Source organism: Thauera sp. 28 (assembly GCF_000310145.2).
GTDB lineage: Bacteria > Pseudomonadota > Gammaproteobacteria > Burkholderiales > Rhodocyclaceae > Thauera > Thauera mechernichensis.
Genome location: NZ_AMXA01000001.1, coordinates 90145 through 105890, shown reverse-complemented (window position 1 = coordinate 105890; position 15746 = coordinate 90145). Strand labels below are relative to the sequence as shown.

General features: G+C 65.6%; 18 protein-coding genes. 2 read left to right on the top strand and 16 right to left on the bottom strand.

Annotated features, from left to right (window positions below; translation table 11 throughout):
• Nucleotides 1-13: 13 nt before the first annotated feature.
• From C662_RS00445 to C662_RS00375, 16 genes are all read right to left on the bottom strand, one after another.
• Nucleotides 14-550 carry a response regulator gene (locus tag C662_RS00445; RefSeq protein WP_002923590.1) on the bottom strand — a complete coding sequence of 179 codons (537 nt, stop codon included), beginning with the start codon at nucleotides 548-550 and terminating at the stop codon, nucleotides 14-16.
• Nucleotides 547-1869, bottom strand: coding sequence for an HD domain-containing phosphohydrolase (locus C662_RS00440; RefSeq protein ID WP_002923586.1), 1323 nt, complete (start codon nucleotides 1867-1869; stop codon nucleotides 547-549). Before C662_RS00440 ends, C662_RS00445 begins: the two co-directional genes overlap by 4 nt.
• Nucleotides 1866-3599: an ATP-binding protein gene (locus C662_RS00435; protein WP_002923584.1), complete on the bottom strand. Its 1734-nt coding sequence runs from the start codon at nucleotides 3597-3599 to the stop codon at nucleotides 1866-1868. Before C662_RS00435 ends, C662_RS00440 begins: the two co-directional genes overlap by 4 nt.
• 14 nt (nucleotides 3600-3613) lie before the next feature.
• Nucleotides 3614-4465 (bottom strand): HDOD domain-containing protein, encoded by an 852-nt coding sequence (locus C662_RS00430; RefSeq protein WP_002923579.1) that lies wholly within the window; start codon nucleotides 4463-4465, stop codon nucleotides 3614-3616.
• The gene (locus tag C662_RS00425; protein ID WP_002923577.1) at nucleotides 4455-4781 is read right to left on the bottom strand and encodes a hypothetical protein; all 327 of its coding nucleotides are present in this window, start codon (nucleotides 4779-4781) and stop codon (nucleotides 4455-4457) included. Before C662_RS00425 ends, C662_RS00430 begins: the two co-directional genes overlap by 11 nt.
• Nucleotides 4768-5589 (bottom strand): response regulator, encoded by an 822-nt coding sequence (locus tag C662_RS00420; RefSeq protein ID WP_232431433.1) that lies wholly within the window; start codon nucleotides 5587-5589, stop codon nucleotides 4768-4770. The genes C662_RS00425 and C662_RS00420 overlap by 14 nt, the downstream gene beginning before the upstream one ends.
• A gap of 154 nt (nucleotides 5590-5743) precedes the next feature.
• Nucleotides 5744-5980, bottom strand: a complete 237-nt coding sequence (locus C662_RS00415) for a hypothetical protein (RefSeq protein ID WP_002923571.1) — start codon at nucleotides 5978-5980, stop codon at nucleotides 5744-5746.
• A complete protein-coding gene (locus C662_RS20210) occupies nucleotides 5977-6150 on the bottom strand; it encodes a hypothetical protein (RefSeq protein WP_198291856.1) in 174 nt (57 codons plus the stop codon). The genes C662_RS00415 and C662_RS20210 overlap by 4 nt, the downstream gene beginning before the upstream one ends.
• Nucleotides 6147-6881 (bottom strand): ABC transporter ATP-binding protein, encoded by a 735-nt coding sequence (locus tag C662_RS00410; RefSeq protein WP_002923569.1) that lies wholly within the window; start codon nucleotides 6879-6881, stop codon nucleotides 6147-6149. Before C662_RS00410 ends, C662_RS20210 begins: the two co-directional genes overlap by 4 nt.
• A gap of 8 nt (nucleotides 6882-6889) precedes the next feature.
• Nucleotides 6890-7594: an ABC transporter permease gene (locus C662_RS00405; protein ID WP_002923566.1), complete on the bottom strand. Its 705-nt coding sequence runs from the start codon at nucleotides 7592-7594 to the stop codon at nucleotides 6890-6892.
• A gap of 69 nt (nucleotides 7595-7663) precedes the next feature.
• Nucleotides 7664-7972: a hypothetical protein gene (locus C662_RS00400; RefSeq protein WP_002923565.1), complete on the bottom strand. Its 309-nt coding sequence runs from the start codon at nucleotides 7970-7972 to the stop codon at nucleotides 7664-7666.
• A 3-nt stretch (nucleotides 7973-7975) separates the two neighbouring features.
• Nucleotides 7976-8245 carry a sulfur carrier protein ThiS gene (thiS, locus tag C662_RS00395; protein ID WP_002923559.1) on the bottom strand — a complete coding sequence of 90 codons (270 nt, stop codon included), beginning with the start codon at nucleotides 8243-8245 and terminating at the stop codon, nucleotides 7976-7978.
• A gap of 9 nt (nucleotides 8246-8254) precedes the next feature.
• Nucleotides 8255-9547, bottom strand: coding sequence for an NAD(P)/FAD-dependent oxidoreductase (locus C662_RS00390; protein ID WP_002923557.1), 1293 nt, complete (start codon nucleotides 9545-9547; stop codon nucleotides 8255-8257).
• 59 nt (nucleotides 9548-9606) lie between these two features.
• A complete protein-coding gene (locus C662_RS00385; RefSeq protein ID WP_002923556.1) occupies nucleotides 9607-11454 on the bottom strand; it encodes an aldehyde ferredoxin oxidoreductase family protein in 1848 nt (615 codons plus the stop codon).
• 12 nt (nucleotides 11455-11466) lie between these two features.
• The gene (locus tag C662_RS00380) at nucleotides 11467-11946 is read right to left on the bottom strand and encodes a 4Fe-4S dicluster domain-containing protein (RefSeq protein ID WP_002923555.1); all 480 of its coding nucleotides are present in this window, start codon (nucleotides 11944-11946) and stop codon (nucleotides 11467-11469) included.
• 133 nt (nucleotides 11947-12079) lie between these two features.
• Nucleotides 12080-14152 carry a sigma-54-dependent Fis family transcriptional regulator gene (locus tag C662_RS00375; RefSeq protein ID WP_002923554.1) on the bottom strand — a complete coding sequence of 691 codons (2073 nt, stop codon included), beginning with the start codon at nucleotides 14150-14152 and terminating at the stop codon, nucleotides 12080-12082.
• 294 nt (nucleotides 14153-14446) lie between these two features.
• Here C662_RS00375 and pedF point away from each other — a divergent pair, with 294 nt between their 5' ends.
• Both pedF and C662_RS00365 read left to right on the top strand, forming a co-directional pair.
• Nucleotides 14447-14896 carry a cytochrome c-550 PedF gene (pedF, locus tag C662_RS00370; RefSeq protein WP_002923553.1) on the top strand — a complete coding sequence of 150 codons (450 nt, stop codon included), beginning with the start codon at nucleotides 14447-14449 and terminating at the stop codon, nucleotides 14894-14896.
• Complete coding sequence (locus tag C662_RS00365; protein ID WP_002923552.1) at nucleotides 14883-15734, top strand: substrate-binding periplasmic protein; 852 nt, start codon at nucleotides 14883-14885, stop codon at nucleotides 15732-15734. The genes pedF and C662_RS00365 overlap by 14 nt, the downstream gene beginning before the upstream one ends.
• Nucleotides 15735-15746 lie beyond the last annotated feature (12 nt).

Sequence of the window (15746 nt, the reverse complement as noted above, 5' to 3'; positions counted from 1 at the left end):
GGGCCCGGACGGCTCAGTCATCGTCCAGCAGCAACTCGCCTCCCGGGCCCCACTTCACCTTGGTGATGCCGGGGCTCTCCGCCTCCAGCCTCCTGCGCTCCTTGTCCTCGGACGTGATGCTGCCGCGCTCGGCGCGCTTCTCGTCGGCAAGCAGTCGATCCTCGAGCAGACGGTCATAGCGCTCCAGCGCTTCACGTACGGTGTCGACCAGTTCGTCACGGCTCCACGGCTTGACGAGGTAGCGATGGACCTCGGCCTGATTGACCGCAGCCATCGCCGCATCGAAATCCGTGGTTGCCGACAGCATCAGGCGGATGCTGTCGGGCTGCAGTGCGCGTATGGCCTTGAGCAGCGTCACACCATCCATACCCGGCATCCGATAGTCCGAAATGACCACCTCGTAGCGGATGTACTGGCAACGGCCGAGCGCGGCCAATGGAGAGGCGTGCGACTCGACACTGACATCCTGCCCGCTGAAAGCGCGCTCGAGCACGCGCTGCAGCGCAAACAACACGTTGGGCTCGTCGTCGATGAGCATGATGCGCTTCATACCATCCTCCCCTCGTCGCGCACGTGAATCACCAGCCCCTCCAGGCCCTCCTGGCTCGCATACTCCTGGATCTGGCGGATGATCCCTGCGGTCAGGACAAAGTCGGTCGCCAGGAGCAGGTAGCCCTGTCGAGTGACCAGGTCGCGTGACAGTATCATCCCGGGCATCAGGCGCGCGACGCTCAGCCCGACCTCCTTCAGATCGTCTCGCTCCGACTCGGCGACGACCTCCAGGAACAGATCGAGGACACCCGGATCGTAACTCCGGCCACGGCCGGCTTCGAGCAACTCCAGCGCCTCCCTGGCGGTGCGCTTGCGCGCTGCAAGGGTGCCGATCTGCAGCCCGTCATAGTCGTTCGCAACCGCCACGATACGCGCACCGAGCGGAATCTGCTCGCCCGCCAGGCCATCGGGATAGCCTTTACCATCAAAGCGCTCGTGGTGGCTTCGCACCAGGCGTGCCGCCTGCGCGAGTTCGGAAAGCGCCATCAGGGCGTGCTCGCCGGCCTGCGGGTGCTTGCGGTAGCGCAGCAACTCCGGCCCCGACATCTCTGCGACTGCACGCGACAACAAAGTATCGGGCAGGCCAATCTTGCCGATATCGTGCAGCAGCCCGGCGAGAAACACGTCCTGCACCGCAGCGGCATCCATGCCTGCGCGCTTGGCCAGCTTGCGTGCCAGCTCCGCCACCCGGCGCGAATGGCCTGCAATCGCGCCCTCACGCAACTCGATGAGGTTGGCAAACACCTTGATCGAGGTGATGAAGCTCGCTTTGATGTGCTCATTGGCCTTGCGCAGCTCGACCGTACGCTCCATCACCTTCAGTTCCAGGCTGGCATTGACGTCCTTGAGCTCTTCGTTCTGCCGCGCAGTCAGCGCCTCGAGCCTCGCCTTGTCGCGCTCGAGCTGCTTGCGTTCGAGCGCATGGCGGACGATGAGCAGGAGTGCCTTGTCATCCCAGGGCTTGCTGACGTAATGAAAGATGCGCCCCTTGTTGACGGCATCGATGGTCGAGTCGATGTCGGCGTAACCGGTGAGCAGTAGCCGCATGGTGTCCGGCCAGCGCGTGCTCACTTCTTCAAGGAACTGGGCGCCGGACATCCCGGGCATGCGCATGTCCGAGATGACGAGATCGAACGGCGTCTGATCGAGTATGGCCAGCCCTTCCTCGCCGCTGGCCGCCACCGTCACCGCGTAGCCGCAAGGCCTGAACAGGCGGCGCAGCGCCGACAGGATGTTGGCTTCGTCATCGACACAGAGCACCCGCCAGGCCGGCACCTCGTCCGCGCCAAGCGATGCGGCCTGGGTGGCGTCGCTCATGCTTCGCTCCGCGTCTCGACATGATGCACGGGCAGGACGACGCGGAACAGCGTCCCCGCCCCCGGGGTGCTCTCGAGCTCGATGCGACCGTTGTGATTCTTGACGATGCCATAGGACAAGGACAGCCCGAGCCCAGTCCCCTTGCCCACGGGCTTGGTGGTAAAGAAAGGATCGAAGATCTTCGTCTGCAGCTCGGGCGCAATGCCGCAACCGTTGTCGGCAACCTCGACGCACACCTGCCCTGCATCCAGCACCCGGGTGGCCACACGGATGCGGCCGCGTGCCTCGCCGATTGCATGTGCTGCGTTCACCAGCAGGTTCATGAACACCTGGTTGAGCTGCGACGGCAGACACTCGATCTCGGGCAGCCCGGCGAACTCGCAGACAACGTCAGCCTTGTACTTGATCTCGTTGCTCACGATATTGAGGGTCGACTCCAGGCCTGCCTCGATGTTCGCCCACTGCCACTCCTGCTTCACGTCGACATGCGAGAAGTCCTTCAGGTCCTGGACGATCTTGCGTACGCGGGTGATGCCCTCCTTGGACTCCTCCACCAGCTTGGGGATATCCTCCCTCAGGAACTCGACGTCGAGCTTCGCCCCCAGTGCCTGCAAGGCTTCGCGCTTGTCCTCGGCCAGGCAGGAAGACATCGCCTGCTCGTAGGCGTCGAGCATCTCGAACAAGTCGCCCATGTAGCCTTCCAGTGCGCCGATGTTGGAATGGACGTAGCCGATGGGGTTGTTGATCTCATGCGCGACACCTGCCGCCAACTGCCCGATCGAGGCCATCTTCTCGGACTGCACGAGCTGCGCGCTGGCCGACTCGAGCTGTGCGGTACGCTCCGCCACCAGGCGCTCCAGGCCGGCCTGCTGCTGACGCAGCGCCTCCTCTGCCGTGCGCCGTGCCGTCATGTCCTGCAAGGTCTCGATCGCTCCCACCACCTGGCCCCGGGCGTTGCGCAGCGGCGCCGCCGTGAAGTAAAGCCAGCGCCCCGAGTCGCCAAAATGCGGGAAGAAGGCTTCCGCCTCGTAGGCGCCGTCGATGAGTTCCGAGCGGCGCAGCTTGCCGCGGTACAACTCTTCGAAACCACGCTCGAGATCGCCGCTCAGCACCAGGTCGGCCAGGGTCGGACGCTCGGTACGATAAAAGGGATACCACTGCCGCGTCGTACCCACGATCTCGGCCGCTGCGGTGCCCGTGATGGCCGCGCAGGCCTTGTTCCAGTGCGTTACCTGATGCTGGGCATTGAGCACGAAGGTGGGCACGGGGTCGCCATCGATGATCTGCGCGAAGAGACGGAACAGGGACCGCTCACGCGCCTCTCTCCGTTTGTACTCCGAGAGGTCGTAAATGAAACAGACGAGCAGCGGATCGTCGTCGATGTCGATTCGGCTCGGCGCGATCTCGACCGTGCGTTGCTCTCCACCACCGGACAGCAAGCACAGCTCGAGCTTTTCCGGTGCGGCCTCGCCAGCAAGGACGGCCGCGGCGAGCGCCTGCCAGCGTTGCCGATCGCCGTCGATCACGAGCGCATCGAAGGGCATCCCGAGCAAGCTCGCCTGGTCGCGCTGCAGCAGTTGCTGGCAGGCCTCGTTGGCGTACAGCACCGGTCCATCCCGGTAGGCCAGCATCGGCGCGCCCACCGTATCGAGGAGATTGAGCGCCAGCCGGCTGTCAACCCCGCAGCCGCGCTCGCGTGCGCAAGAGTGAAGGACGATCCGCTTGCCCATTCCGTACTCCTTGCTCAAGGCGCCTGCAACAACCCGGCGGCAGACTCGATCTGCTCGTCGATGTCGTGCAGGAGGTGCAGCAAAACCTCCGGCGATGCGACGAAACGCCGCCACGCCCCCTCATCGATGCACGGCACCATCGCATCGCGCTCGGGCACGACATCGAGCGCGATCACCACGGCATCCGCAACATGTACCAGCGCTGCATATGGATCCTGGGCGATGCGCACAGGATCCTGATGGCCTCCTATTGCCGAAACGAGAGCGGCGGGGAATCGCCAGCGCTCGGCCAGCAGTTGCCCGACCTCCAGATGATCCAGCCCGAGCACGGCGCGCTCAGCCTCATGCTGCATGCAGTCGTGCTCGCGACGCCAATCCTCGACCACCGCACACTGCGCGGGGAATGCCCTCGCCAGCAACAGCCGCCCCAGACCATGCATGAGCCCGGCGGCAAAACACACATCCGGGTTCAGGTGCGCAGCACGGCCCAGTACCTGCGCGACCACACCTGCGGCAAGGCCCTGCCGCCAGAAGCCACCCGGTTGCCCGCCCTCGCCGGGCAAGGCACTCGACAAGCTCGCAGCAATGGCCAGCGAGCGCAGCCCGCGGTAGCCAATCAGCACCAGCGCATCGCGGATCGAATGGATGCGCCCCTGCATCCCGTAGAAGGACGAATTCGCGACCCGCAACAGGCGCGCGGTCAGAATCTGGTCGGTGGCAATCAGCCGCTCCAGCTGTTCGGAATCCGCATCCGCCCCATCCAGTGACTGCAGCAACTGCAACGCCACCTCAGGAAACGGCGGCAGGCGTGCCACAGCCTCCATGACGGCGTCGAGTTCGAGCGGGAAGATCGACTCAGTGCTCATCCGTCCCTCCTGTGCGCAAAGCCAGGACTACCGTCATCAGTTCGCGGGCCGCCTCCCCCGTACCTGCCACCCGGAACAGATGTTCCAGCCGTTCCTGCAGCGCAGCCTCGCGCGCGCCACGTGCTGCCGCAGACTCGGGCACCACCAGTTGCAGCCGCTCCACACCACGAACACGCAAGCGCTCAAGGATCGCCTCATCAAGGGTGCAGCCTGCCGGCAGAAGGATCATGCCACTCGCGTCGCAAAGCTGGACCGCCAGGACTGCGCCGGGCTGCACCTCATCCAGGGCAAGGGTTTCGGTCTCAACGCGCTGCATGGCTCGTCTCCGGCAACAGAACGAGCAGGCGACCGATCGAGCGCGAATCGCGCCCCATCTCGCTTGCCCTGGCAACAAAGCCCTGACCACCGATCCGCACACTGCGGACCTGCGTCCCACCGACACCCAGGAGCGATTGCAACTCCGAGCTCAGGACTTCGTCATACGCCATCCCGAGCAATGGCCCCCCTGCTCCAAGCACACGCTCCGCCTCGGCGTTCGCGAACACGATCAGACGATCCATATCGACCCCGACGACAGGCAGCGGCAGTGCCTCAACCACCTCGCGCGCCACCTCGAGGGCTGCGCCATCGATGAGCAACTCGCGCTCGGTAACGGCCAGGTGCGCCTTGAGACTCTCGTTGGCGCACGCGAGCTGTTCGTTCGACAACGCCAGTTCGTGCGCGAGACGGCGATTCTCATCAGCCAGCGCCTTGTGACGGAAGGCCTCGGCAATGTTCGCCCGCAGGTGGTCGTCGTCCCATGGCTTGGTGAGGAACTTGTAGATGGCGCCCTCATTGATGGCATCGGTAACCGACTTCAACTCGGTGTATCCCGACAGCACCATGCGCACGGTATGCGGATAGGCCTTCTTGACGCTGCGCAGGAAATCAGTGCCGCTCATGCCGGGCATGCGCTGATCCGAAACCACCACATCGACATGCCGCTCGGCAAGAATCCTCAAGCCTTCCGCACCACTGTTCGCGACCAGCACCGTGTAGGGCTCCCGCCTCAGCGTGCGGCGCAACGCAGCGAGAATGTTCTCCTCGTCGTCGACCACCAGGAGACTACCTGTCGTCTCGTCCAATCTCGGCACCTCGCACACCGGCCGCAAATCAATTAAGCCATTAATCGCATATTATTTGATTGTGTCACTTTCTCCCAGATAACGAAGATAGGCCGTGACACGCTGCACACTCAGGCAATACGCATGGAACACTGCCACCATCACGCGAGCAGACTCAGCGCGGCCTCTCGTCACGCGCGGCGAGTCGTGCAAGCACGAGCGGAAACGCGCCGGAACCCGCCAATGCGACTGCCGTAACCAGGAAAGCGAGGCCCGCCATCGGGTCTGACAGCGCAGGATGCAGTTGTGTGCCAAAGCCGGCGAAACACAACAGCGCAGGAACGAGCACAACTGCAGCGAGCGCGAACAACACGACCGCGCTGACCGGCACCCGCGGCCCGATCGCCATCATCGGGTAACACGCCCCGGCAAAAAGCCTTCTTCCCCAGGCTCGGCGACGGGCGCCAGCGCCTGGCTCGAAACCGGCTGGACATTGGACGCCTCACGCACCACGAAACCACAGTTCGCACCGAAGCTCCCCAGCAGCACCACCGCAGCCGTGGCCAGCAGCGTGCTTCTCAAGCGCCTTGAAACCGCATTTTCCATGGCAACTCTCCCTGGATGAACAGCCGCGCCTCTTCGGAGCGCGGGCGGCTGAAGAACTCGCGGACTGCAGTATGTTCGCACACACGCCCACCGGACACAAAGACGATGTCATCGCCGAGGCGGGTCGCCTGGGCCAGGTTGTGGGTCACCATCAGGATGCGCGTACCATCGGTACGGATCTCACGAATGATGCGCTCGACCTCGGCGCTCGCCGACGGATCGAGACTGGCCGTCGGTTCGTCGAGCAGCAGCAGCCGGGGCTTGGTCAGCCACGCGCGTGCGAGCCCGAGTCGTTGCTGTTCGCCCCCTGACAGGTGACGGGCACTGTCGGCGGCACGATCGGCCAGGCCCACGCGCTCGAGCATCGCCAGTGCCCGCCGCCGCCGCTCATCGGCGCGCAGACCGAGCGGCTTGAGACCCAGCGCCACGTTGTACAGTACCGAAGCACGCAACATCATCGGGCGCTGGAACACCATCATCACCCCCTGCTCCGGCCGGCGTGCGCCCTCGTCGCCCCAGGCCATGCTGCCACCACTGGCCTCGACCAGACCGCAGATCGCCCGCAGCAATACGCTCTTGCCCGCGCCGTTGGGGCCCAGCACCAGGGTAATGCCCTCGTCGCCGAGTTCCAGGTCGATGCCGGCAAGCACCTCCCTGCCGTTGGGTCGGAAGCGCAGTCCAGAGATTCGCAGCGGAAAGATCGCCATGAGTCCGCCTAGCCGAAGCGGCGCATCGCCCAGTGGCGCAAGGCGAACGCCAGCGCGTTGAGCACGAGAATGATGACGATCAACATCAGGCCAAGCGCGATCGCCAGCGGCAGATCGCCCTTGCTGGTCTCGAGCGCAATTGCAGTGGTCATGACGCGGGTAGCACGATCGATGTTGCCGCCCACGATCATCACTGCCCCAACCTCGCTCATTGCCCGTCCCAGCCCGGCCAGCACCGCCACGACCAACGAATGGCGACAGTCATACAGCAGCGTGGTGACACTGTCCCACCACGAAAAGCGCATCAGTGCCAGCTCCTCGGCGTAGCGCTGCCACACGTCCTCGACGACCTGGCGGGCAATCGCGGCCATGAGCGGGATCACGAGCAAGGTCTGCGCAATGATCATCGCCACCGGGGTGTATAGCAGGCCGAAGCTCCCGAACGGTCCGGAGCGAGACAAAAGCAGGTACACCACCACACCCACCACCACCGAGGGCAACCCCATCAGGCCATTGATCAGCACGGACAGCGTAGTCTTGCCGGGGAAGCGTCCCACCGCGATACAGGCGCCGAGCGGCAGTCCGATCAGGGTGCCCAGCACGACCGCCCCGCCGCTCACCTGAAGCGAAAGCAGCACGATCTCGGCCACCGCATGGTCGAAGGTGGCCAGCAGTGCCAGGGCATCGGAGAAGGTGGTGGCAAAAACGGACATCGGCAGGGAGCATACCCGAAACGCGGCACAGGCCTGAACGCTGGCGCGGTCGGGCGCGCTGTGTCGCGATCAGCCGCCGCCTTTCTGCATCGCCCGATCAAGACGTTCGAGCAGGGCGCGGCGCGCGGGCTCGGTCCCGGCGCCGAAGCGATAACGCACGATCAGCTGCGGCAGCTCCAACAGGCCGAGACGGCGCAGGCCAGCGGGCTCGATCTCGATCGCGAGATGCTGCGTCCCATCCTGCAGCCCGAAGGCCGAGGCGTCGGCGCCGCCCTGTACCTGCGGCCAGGCCTGGCGCAGGTCGCGCTCGAATTCACGCGGCGTAGCGGTGACCCGGCGCTCGAAGGACTCGGGCACCGGGCCGTTGATGAAAGCCACCGTTCAGCCGCCGGCGATCGGCGGCCAGATCGCGAGTTCGTCACCTTCGGCCAGGCGCCGGCAGGCGCGCTCGGCCGGCGGCACGAAGTGGCCGTTGACCAGCACCAGGTGGGCGCTGCGCTCGGGCACGCGGTAGCGGTGGATCATGTCCGCCACCGTTGTGCCCTCGTCCACCTCGAGCTCCAGCCGGTTGCCGCGGTGGCCGTCGGGCAGGTAGTCGGACAAGGACGCAAACAGCTTGAAGGCGATGCGAATCGTCACACGGGTCTGCATTCGCCCCCCTCAGCGCGCAAGCGCCATCGGCTGCTGGCTGCACGCCACGTAGGCGTCGACGAAGGCCAGCGGGCTGGCAAGCAGACGGTCCTTCCAGTCTCCGAGCTTCACCTGACCGTGGATCAAGCCACGCAGCGCGCCCACATGCTGGGTGAGACCGATCGAGGTGGCGCCGATCAGCACGTCGTCCTTGAACTGCAGGCTCAGGTAGCGGTAGCGCGCCTCATCGACCAACTCGACACCGCTGCCACCGGCGTCCGACTTCTCGCCCCACCACTGCCCGAAGGACGAGGAAATCAGGCCCAGCGTGTCGAGCACGTTGATCGCCAGCACACCGTTGAGCTTTGTATCCCTGGCGGCGGCTGCGCGCGCCATGTTCATCGCCGCGATGCGCGCCTGGTCGGCGGCATTGGGCTGGATGGCGGCGACCAGGTGCGCACCGGTGAAGAGATCCGGCGCCTCGGCCACGTCCCCCGCGGCGAAGATGCCGGGCACGCTCGTCTCCATGCGCTCATCGACCAGCACGCCCTTGGCGACATGCACCGGAGTTTCCTCCAGGAAGCCGACGTTGGGCGCAACTCCCGCGGCCACGATGACCAGGTCGCAGTCGAGGCGATCGCCCGTCGACAGCGTCACCACGAGCGGCGCATCGCTCGCCGCGTCGCCCCCGCGATCGATACGCTGCACGCCCGCAGAGGTGACGACCCGGATGCCCTTCTCCTCGACCCAGCGCTTTATCATGCCGCCGGCCTTGGGTGTCATCATGCGCGGCACCATGCGGTCGCCCATCTCCACCACGGTGAGCTGCACGCCGCGCTTGGCCAGTGCTTCCATGATGATGCAGCCGATGAAGCCAGCGCCGAGCTGCAGCACGCGCGCGCCCGGTTTGGCCAGCGCGGCGATCGCACGGGCGTCGGCCAGCGTCCAGCAGGTCTGCACCTCGGGCAGGTCCACACCGGGGATGGGCGGCCGCACCGGGTGCGAGCCGGTGGCAATGAGCAAGCGGTCGTAGCTTTCGAAGTGGCCGTCGTCGAACAGCACGGTGCGCTTGTCAGTGTTGAGCGCCACCGCACGCCCGCGCAGCTGGCGGATGCACAGGCGCTCGAAGTGATCCGCACCCTTGCGCAGATACGTGCCCGCCTCGTCGATGTTGCCTTCGAGCAAATAGGGGATGGCCATGCGCGAGTATGGCGGCGCGTCCTCGTGACCGACCATCAGGATGTCGTCGGTGGGCGCGGCCTTGCGCAGGGCTTCGGCGGCAACAACCCCCGCGGGACCATTACCGAGAATCAGGTGTTTCATTTGGGAACCCTCGAACGAAGCACGGGCGCCCTCGAGGGCGCCCGCGTACGCTTACACGATCACAAGCCCAGGCGTGCCCGCGTCTCGGCGGTCGGCTGGCCCTCGGGCGTCCACCCGCGCACCTGATAGTACTCGGGCAGCATCTTCGCCAAGCCGTTGACCAGGCCTTTTGCCGGACCGGTCTTGGCCGGTTCCTGCGTGAGGCGCGGCGGCAGGTTGTCGTCCTTGGCGGTGAAACCGGCGGCATTGTTGAACATGCGCTCCATGTTCCAGATGCGCTCGCCCACCTCGTTCAGCTTCTCCATGCTCCAGTCGCCCTCGCAGGCGGCAGCGACCTGCGGCTGCACGTCGGCCAGGGTCCACGCGAAGCTGGTGAACACGCAGATGCCGGCCGAATCGAACACCGCCGTGGCGTCCTGGAAGGCCTTCACCAGCTCGGGCTTGCCGTCGGTCGTGAGCGGGTCGGTCTTGACCGGAATGCCGAGCACTTCGGAGGCAACCGTATAGCCGCGCAGGTGGCAGGCGCCACGGTTGGAGGTGGCGTAGGCCAGGCCCATGCCCTGGATGCCGCGCGAATCGTAGGCCGGGAATTCCTGCCCCTTCACGCTCATCGACAGCTCGGGGCGGCCGTACTTCTCGCACAGGCGCTTGCTGCCCAGGCCAAGCTCCTTGCCAAAGCCCTCGCCCACCGCCGTCATCTCCACCATCTTCGCCAGTGCTTCGGCCGAACCGAAGGGCGCCGAGATGCCGATCTTCTCGTCGTTGAGGATGCCCAGCTCGTAGAGCTCCATCGCCGCACCCACGGTGGCGCCGAAGGAGATCGGGTCCATGCCCTGCTCGTTGCAGATCAGGTTGGCATACTGCAGCGCCTCGAGGTCGCCAACGCCATTGGCCGCACCGAGCGCCCACGCGGCTTCGTACTCCAGGCCGCCGGAGGCGCCCCAGTACTTCGGGCTGTTCTTGACCGTGAAGTGGCCCTTGTCGATCTCCGAGATGCGACCGCAGGCGATGGTGCAGCCGAAGCATGCAGCATTGGTGACGAGGTGGGTCTTGCCGTCCGATTCGCGCTTCTCGTGCATGGCCTCGGCGGAGATCTTCGAGGCATCCTCGAACTGCACGTCGCGGTGGTTGCGGGTGGGCAGCGCACCGATCTCGTTGATGACGTTCATCAGCACCTGCGTGCCGTACTTGGGCAGGCCCTGGCCGGTGACCGCGTTGTCGGCAAGCACCTTCTTGGCGTCATTGGTGGCTTTCAGGAAAGCGCCGAAATCCTTGATCCCCGCCACCCCCTTGGTGCCGCGGATGGCCACCGCCTTGAGGTTCTTCGACCCCATCACCGCACCCACGCCTGAACGGCCGGCTGCGCGATGCAGGTCATTGACCACACAGGCGTAAAGCACCTGGTTCTCGCCCGCTTTGCCGATCGAGGAGATGCGCACCAGCGGATCCTGCAGCGCCTCCTTGATCTGCTCCTCGGTCTCCCAACAGCTCTTGCCCCACAGGCCCGAAGCATCTCGCAGTTCGGCCTTGTCGTTCTCGATGTAGAGCCACACCGGCTTGGCCGAGCGCCCTTCGAAGATCACCATGTCCCAGCCGGCGAACTTCATCTCGGCGCCGAAGAAGCCGCCCGAGTTCGAACAGGCAATGGCGCCCGTGAGCGGGCCCTTGGTGACGACGGTGTAGCGCCCTCCGGTCGAGGCCATGGTGCCGGTGAGCGGCCCGGTGGCCATGATCATCTTGTTGTCCGGCGACAGCGGATCGACCCTGGGGTCGATCTCGGACACCAGGTACTTGGTGGCCAGGCCGCGCGAGCCGAGGTACTCGTCGGCCCACTGCATGTTGAGCGGCTCCACCGAGCAGGTGCCGGCCGTGAGGTTCACCCGCAGGAGTTTTCGATTCCAACCCATGATCCGTCCTCCTCAGGCTGCGGCCGAAGCCGGGGTGTTGGCCTTCGCGGCCCAGGCGCGCATCTTGTCGATACCGGTCCAGTCGGCATCGACATAGGTGATGGCGCCGGTCGGACAGGCGCTGGCACAGGCGGGGTTGCCCTCGCACAGGTCGCACTTCTGTACCTTGCCCGAGTCCTGGTTGTAATTGATGGTGCCGAACGGGCAGGCGATGGTGCATACCTTGCACCCCACACAGGTGTCCTCGAAGACCATCTTGGCGCCGGTCACCAGGTCGATGCGGATCGCATCGACCGGACAGGCGTTCAGACACCAGGCTTCGGTGCACTGCGTACAGGTGTAGGGCACCTTGCGGCCCTCGTGTTCGAAGTTGAACACCTTGATGCGCGACTTGCTCGGATTGATGACCCCGGTGTGCTCGTACGAACAGGCCATCTCGCATTGCAGACAGCCGGTGCACTTGGCGGGATCAATGTGCAGTGCCTTCCACATCGATCGTCTCCTCATTCGTTGTTGGTCGTGGTCATCGGCCTGGAGGCTGCCGAGCCACCCACAAGCAACTCGGGAACCGAGTCGCCTATGCAACTACGAGCATATGTCGTGCCAGACGAAGGTCAACCCGGGATTACCCTCCTGCCGCCTGCCGCGCCCCCGCGCGTCCGAGCTTGCGGTAAAGGCGGTTGCGACTGACGCCCAAGGTGCGTGCTGCAGCCGACAGGTTCCCGCCCACCTCCCGCATCACTCGCTCGATGAGTTCGACCTCGAGCTGATCGAGCCTGCGCGCGCCGGGTTCGAGCGCGGCCAGGCCACCAGCCGTTGCCGCCACTGCCGGCGGCATGCCGGGGCCAGGCCCCTGCGGCGATGGCTTTGCGTCATCTACCGGGTCGGCCAGGAACAGGTCTTCGGGCAGATGGGAAGGCAGGATTTCGTCCTCGTCGGGGTCGAGCAGCGCAACCGCAACCCGGATCACGTTGTGCAGTTGCCGGACATTGCCCGGCCAGGCATAGCGTTCGATGAAGCGCATGACGTCATCGCCGATACTCAGCTCGCCACGCCCGGCCTCGGCAGCCTCCAGCCGCAGCAGACGGTCCACGATGCAGCGGATGTCGCTGCGCTCGCGCAGCGGCGGCAGCGCCACCGTCAGGCTGTTGACCCGGTAATAGAGATCCTCGCGGAACTCCCCGCGCGCCACGGCATCGCGCAGCACCCGGTGCGTCGCACAGACAAGCGAGATATCGACCGGGATCGACTTCAACGAGCCGACCGGCGTCACGCAGCGTTCCTGCAGCACGCGCAGCAGGCGCGCCTGCATGCCCAGGGGCATGTCGCCGATCTCATCGAGGAAGAGCGTACCGCCGTGGGCCTGCTGGATCTTGCCGATCGAGCCTTCCTTGCGCGCGCCGGTGAAGGCGCCGCCCACATAGCCGAAGAGCTCCGACTCGATCAGGGATTCGGGGACCGCCGCACAGTTGAGGGCGACAAAAGCCCCGCTGGCGCGCGGTCCGCTGTTGTGGAACGCAGTGGCGAACAACTCCTTGCCCACGCCCGACTCGCCTTGGATGAGCAGGGGAATGTCCTTGCCGAGGATGCGCCGCGCCCGGTCGACCGCACGCGCGATCCCGGCGTCGCCGGTGGCCAGCGTCTCGAGCACGATCCTGCCCTTGTCGGCAGGCGCCCGATTGCCCCCAGCCTCCGCAAGCGCAGCCGGGCGGCCCCCATCGGCCGCAGTCGGCGCGTCCATGGCCGACCTGACGTGCGCCCTCATCGAGCGCAGCTGGACATAGAGATCGGAGCCATCGCGCAGATTGAGCCTGACCAGGGCATCGCTCGAACTGCGGACGCGGTCGGCGATCTTGCCCAGCCCCTGGCGGAACAGTTCGGCAAAGGTACCACCGGTCCCGGTTTCCAGCCGCCGGTGGATCCACTCGCGTGCAATCGAGTTCGCACCCACGACCATGCCATCGGCGGTGACCGCGATGAGCCCCTCCTGCAGGCTGCCGACGTACTCCGGACGCTCGTGGAAGGCAACCAGGATCTCGTTGGCGAACTCGGTCTCGAACAGGCGCCGTTCGATCAGCTGCACCGACAGACGCACCAGCCCGAGCGAGTGGCGCTGGTGTGCCCGCTGGTCGCACGAGACATCGAGCACGCCCGCCAAGGTACCGCGCGGATCGAGAATGGGCGCAGCCGTGCAGGACAGGAAGGCGTTGTGATCGAGGAAGTGCTCGCCACCGAGCACGACCGTGGGCGCACTGGCAGCAATGGTGGTACCGATCGCATTGGTGCCACGCGCGGCCTCGCTCCAGCATGCCCCGGGCTGCAGCGCGACGCGACTGGCCTTATCCACGAACTCGGCATCGCCCAGGCTATGCACGATCGTTCCGCGCGCATCGGACAGGATCACCAGGCTACCCGAGGCGCGGATCTGCTCGAATACATGCTCCATAACGCCGCTGGCGTGTTCTACCAGGCGGGCGCTGCGGTCGCGCGCCTCGGCGAGCCGCAACCGGTCCGCATGGTCCCTCGCCTCACTGGACGCACGATCGAGACCCAAGTCACGACAACGCACCCAGGAATCCACGATCTGCTCCGGGACACCGTCCTCGGGCAGAACCCCCTCTTCAAAGAACTGGCTGCGCGCCCGCTGCAGGCGATACTCGCGCGCCACCGGCTGCGCCAGCGCATGCTCTGTTGCCATCACGTCTCCTCCGGGCCGCCTTGCCGGAACAACCGACAGGCCGCCATCTTTTCTAGTGCTTCGGTTCGAAACGTAGCATTTGATTCGCTTCGAAACAAATCGACTGCTCCGTTTGCCCGAATGTAAGCACAAAGCCTGCCAGCACCTCGCAGCCGACCTCACCCCACAAGCCGTCCAGACTCCTAGCTCAGACCCCTATCGAGCATTGGGTGGCACGGCGATTGCAGTGCAAGGCTTGTCCGGAGGCACCGGAAACACGCACCCAATCGAACCACGCACAAGAGGATACACAAGGTGAAGACACGTACCTTGAAGGAGACACTGATCAACCGTTTCGCACTTGGCGCGGCAAGCCTTGGCATCGTTGCCGCGGCAACGCTGGCACACGCGCATGGCGACGTGGTGCCGCAGGCGGTCGATACCAGTTCATTGCCGCAACTGGGCGAACAATGGGTCGAGAAGAACCCCTACCGCGGCAACGCCGACGCGATCCGCATCGGCGACTCGGCCTTCAACCAGAACTGCGCGCGCTGTCACGGCCTGGGCGCGGTATCGGGCGGCATCGCGCCCGACCTGCGCTACCTCGAGCACGACGACTACATGGACGAGTTCTACATCGGCAAGGTCCGCAACGGCGTCACTCGCAACGGTGCGGTATACATGCCGCCGTTCGAAGGTATCCTGTCGCAGGAAGCCATGTGGGCCATCCGTGCCTGGCTGGAGACGGTCTATGAGCAGCAATGAGCGCCGACGCTTTCTGCGCGCCGCGGGGGCCCTGGCCCTCGCGGGCCTGATCCCGCCCGCCACCGCGGCAGCTGCCGAACTCGAACTGCAGCAGCCCGGCACCCTGAGGGTGGCGGTTTACGCAAACTTCCCGCCCTACTCGGCTGCAGGCAAGGGTGTCGACATCGCGCTCGGTCGTGCGCTTGCCGAGCACCTCGGCCTACAGCCGCAAATCGTCGAGTTCCCGGCCGACGAGGATATGAAGGACGACCTGCGCAACATGGTGTGGCGCGGGCACTATCTCGGCACCAAGCCGGGCGACGTGATGCTGCACGTGCCGGTCGACAACCACTTCGCTACCATCAACCCGCAGGTACGCATCTTCGGCCCCTATCACCTCGAGACACTGGCGATGGCGCGCCTGCCCGAGCGCGTACCGCAGCCGTCGAATTCGGTCGCTGAGACTTTCGAAGTCTTCACTACGGAGAAGATCGGCGTCGAACTCGACACCCACTCGAGCGACTTCCTGCTCCACATCCTGGATGGCCGCCTGCAGCCCAACATCGTGCACTTCCCCAACCTCGCCGCAGCAGTCGAGGCCATGCGCCGCGGCGAGATTGCGGCTGCAATGGGCACGCGCACCGAACTCGAGGGCGCCATCGGCGGCGGCGGCGACATCGCGCTCGACCCCCTCGGGATGCCCGAACTGCGCATCAGGCCATGGCCGCTCGGCATGGCCGTGAAGAAGGACAGCGGCCAGCTTGCCGACGCCCTGTCGAACGCACTGGCCGAACTGCAGCGCTCGGGAACGCTGGCCAGAATCTTCGCCGACCACGGCCTCACCCACCGCCTGCCCTGAACAGCGGGCCTA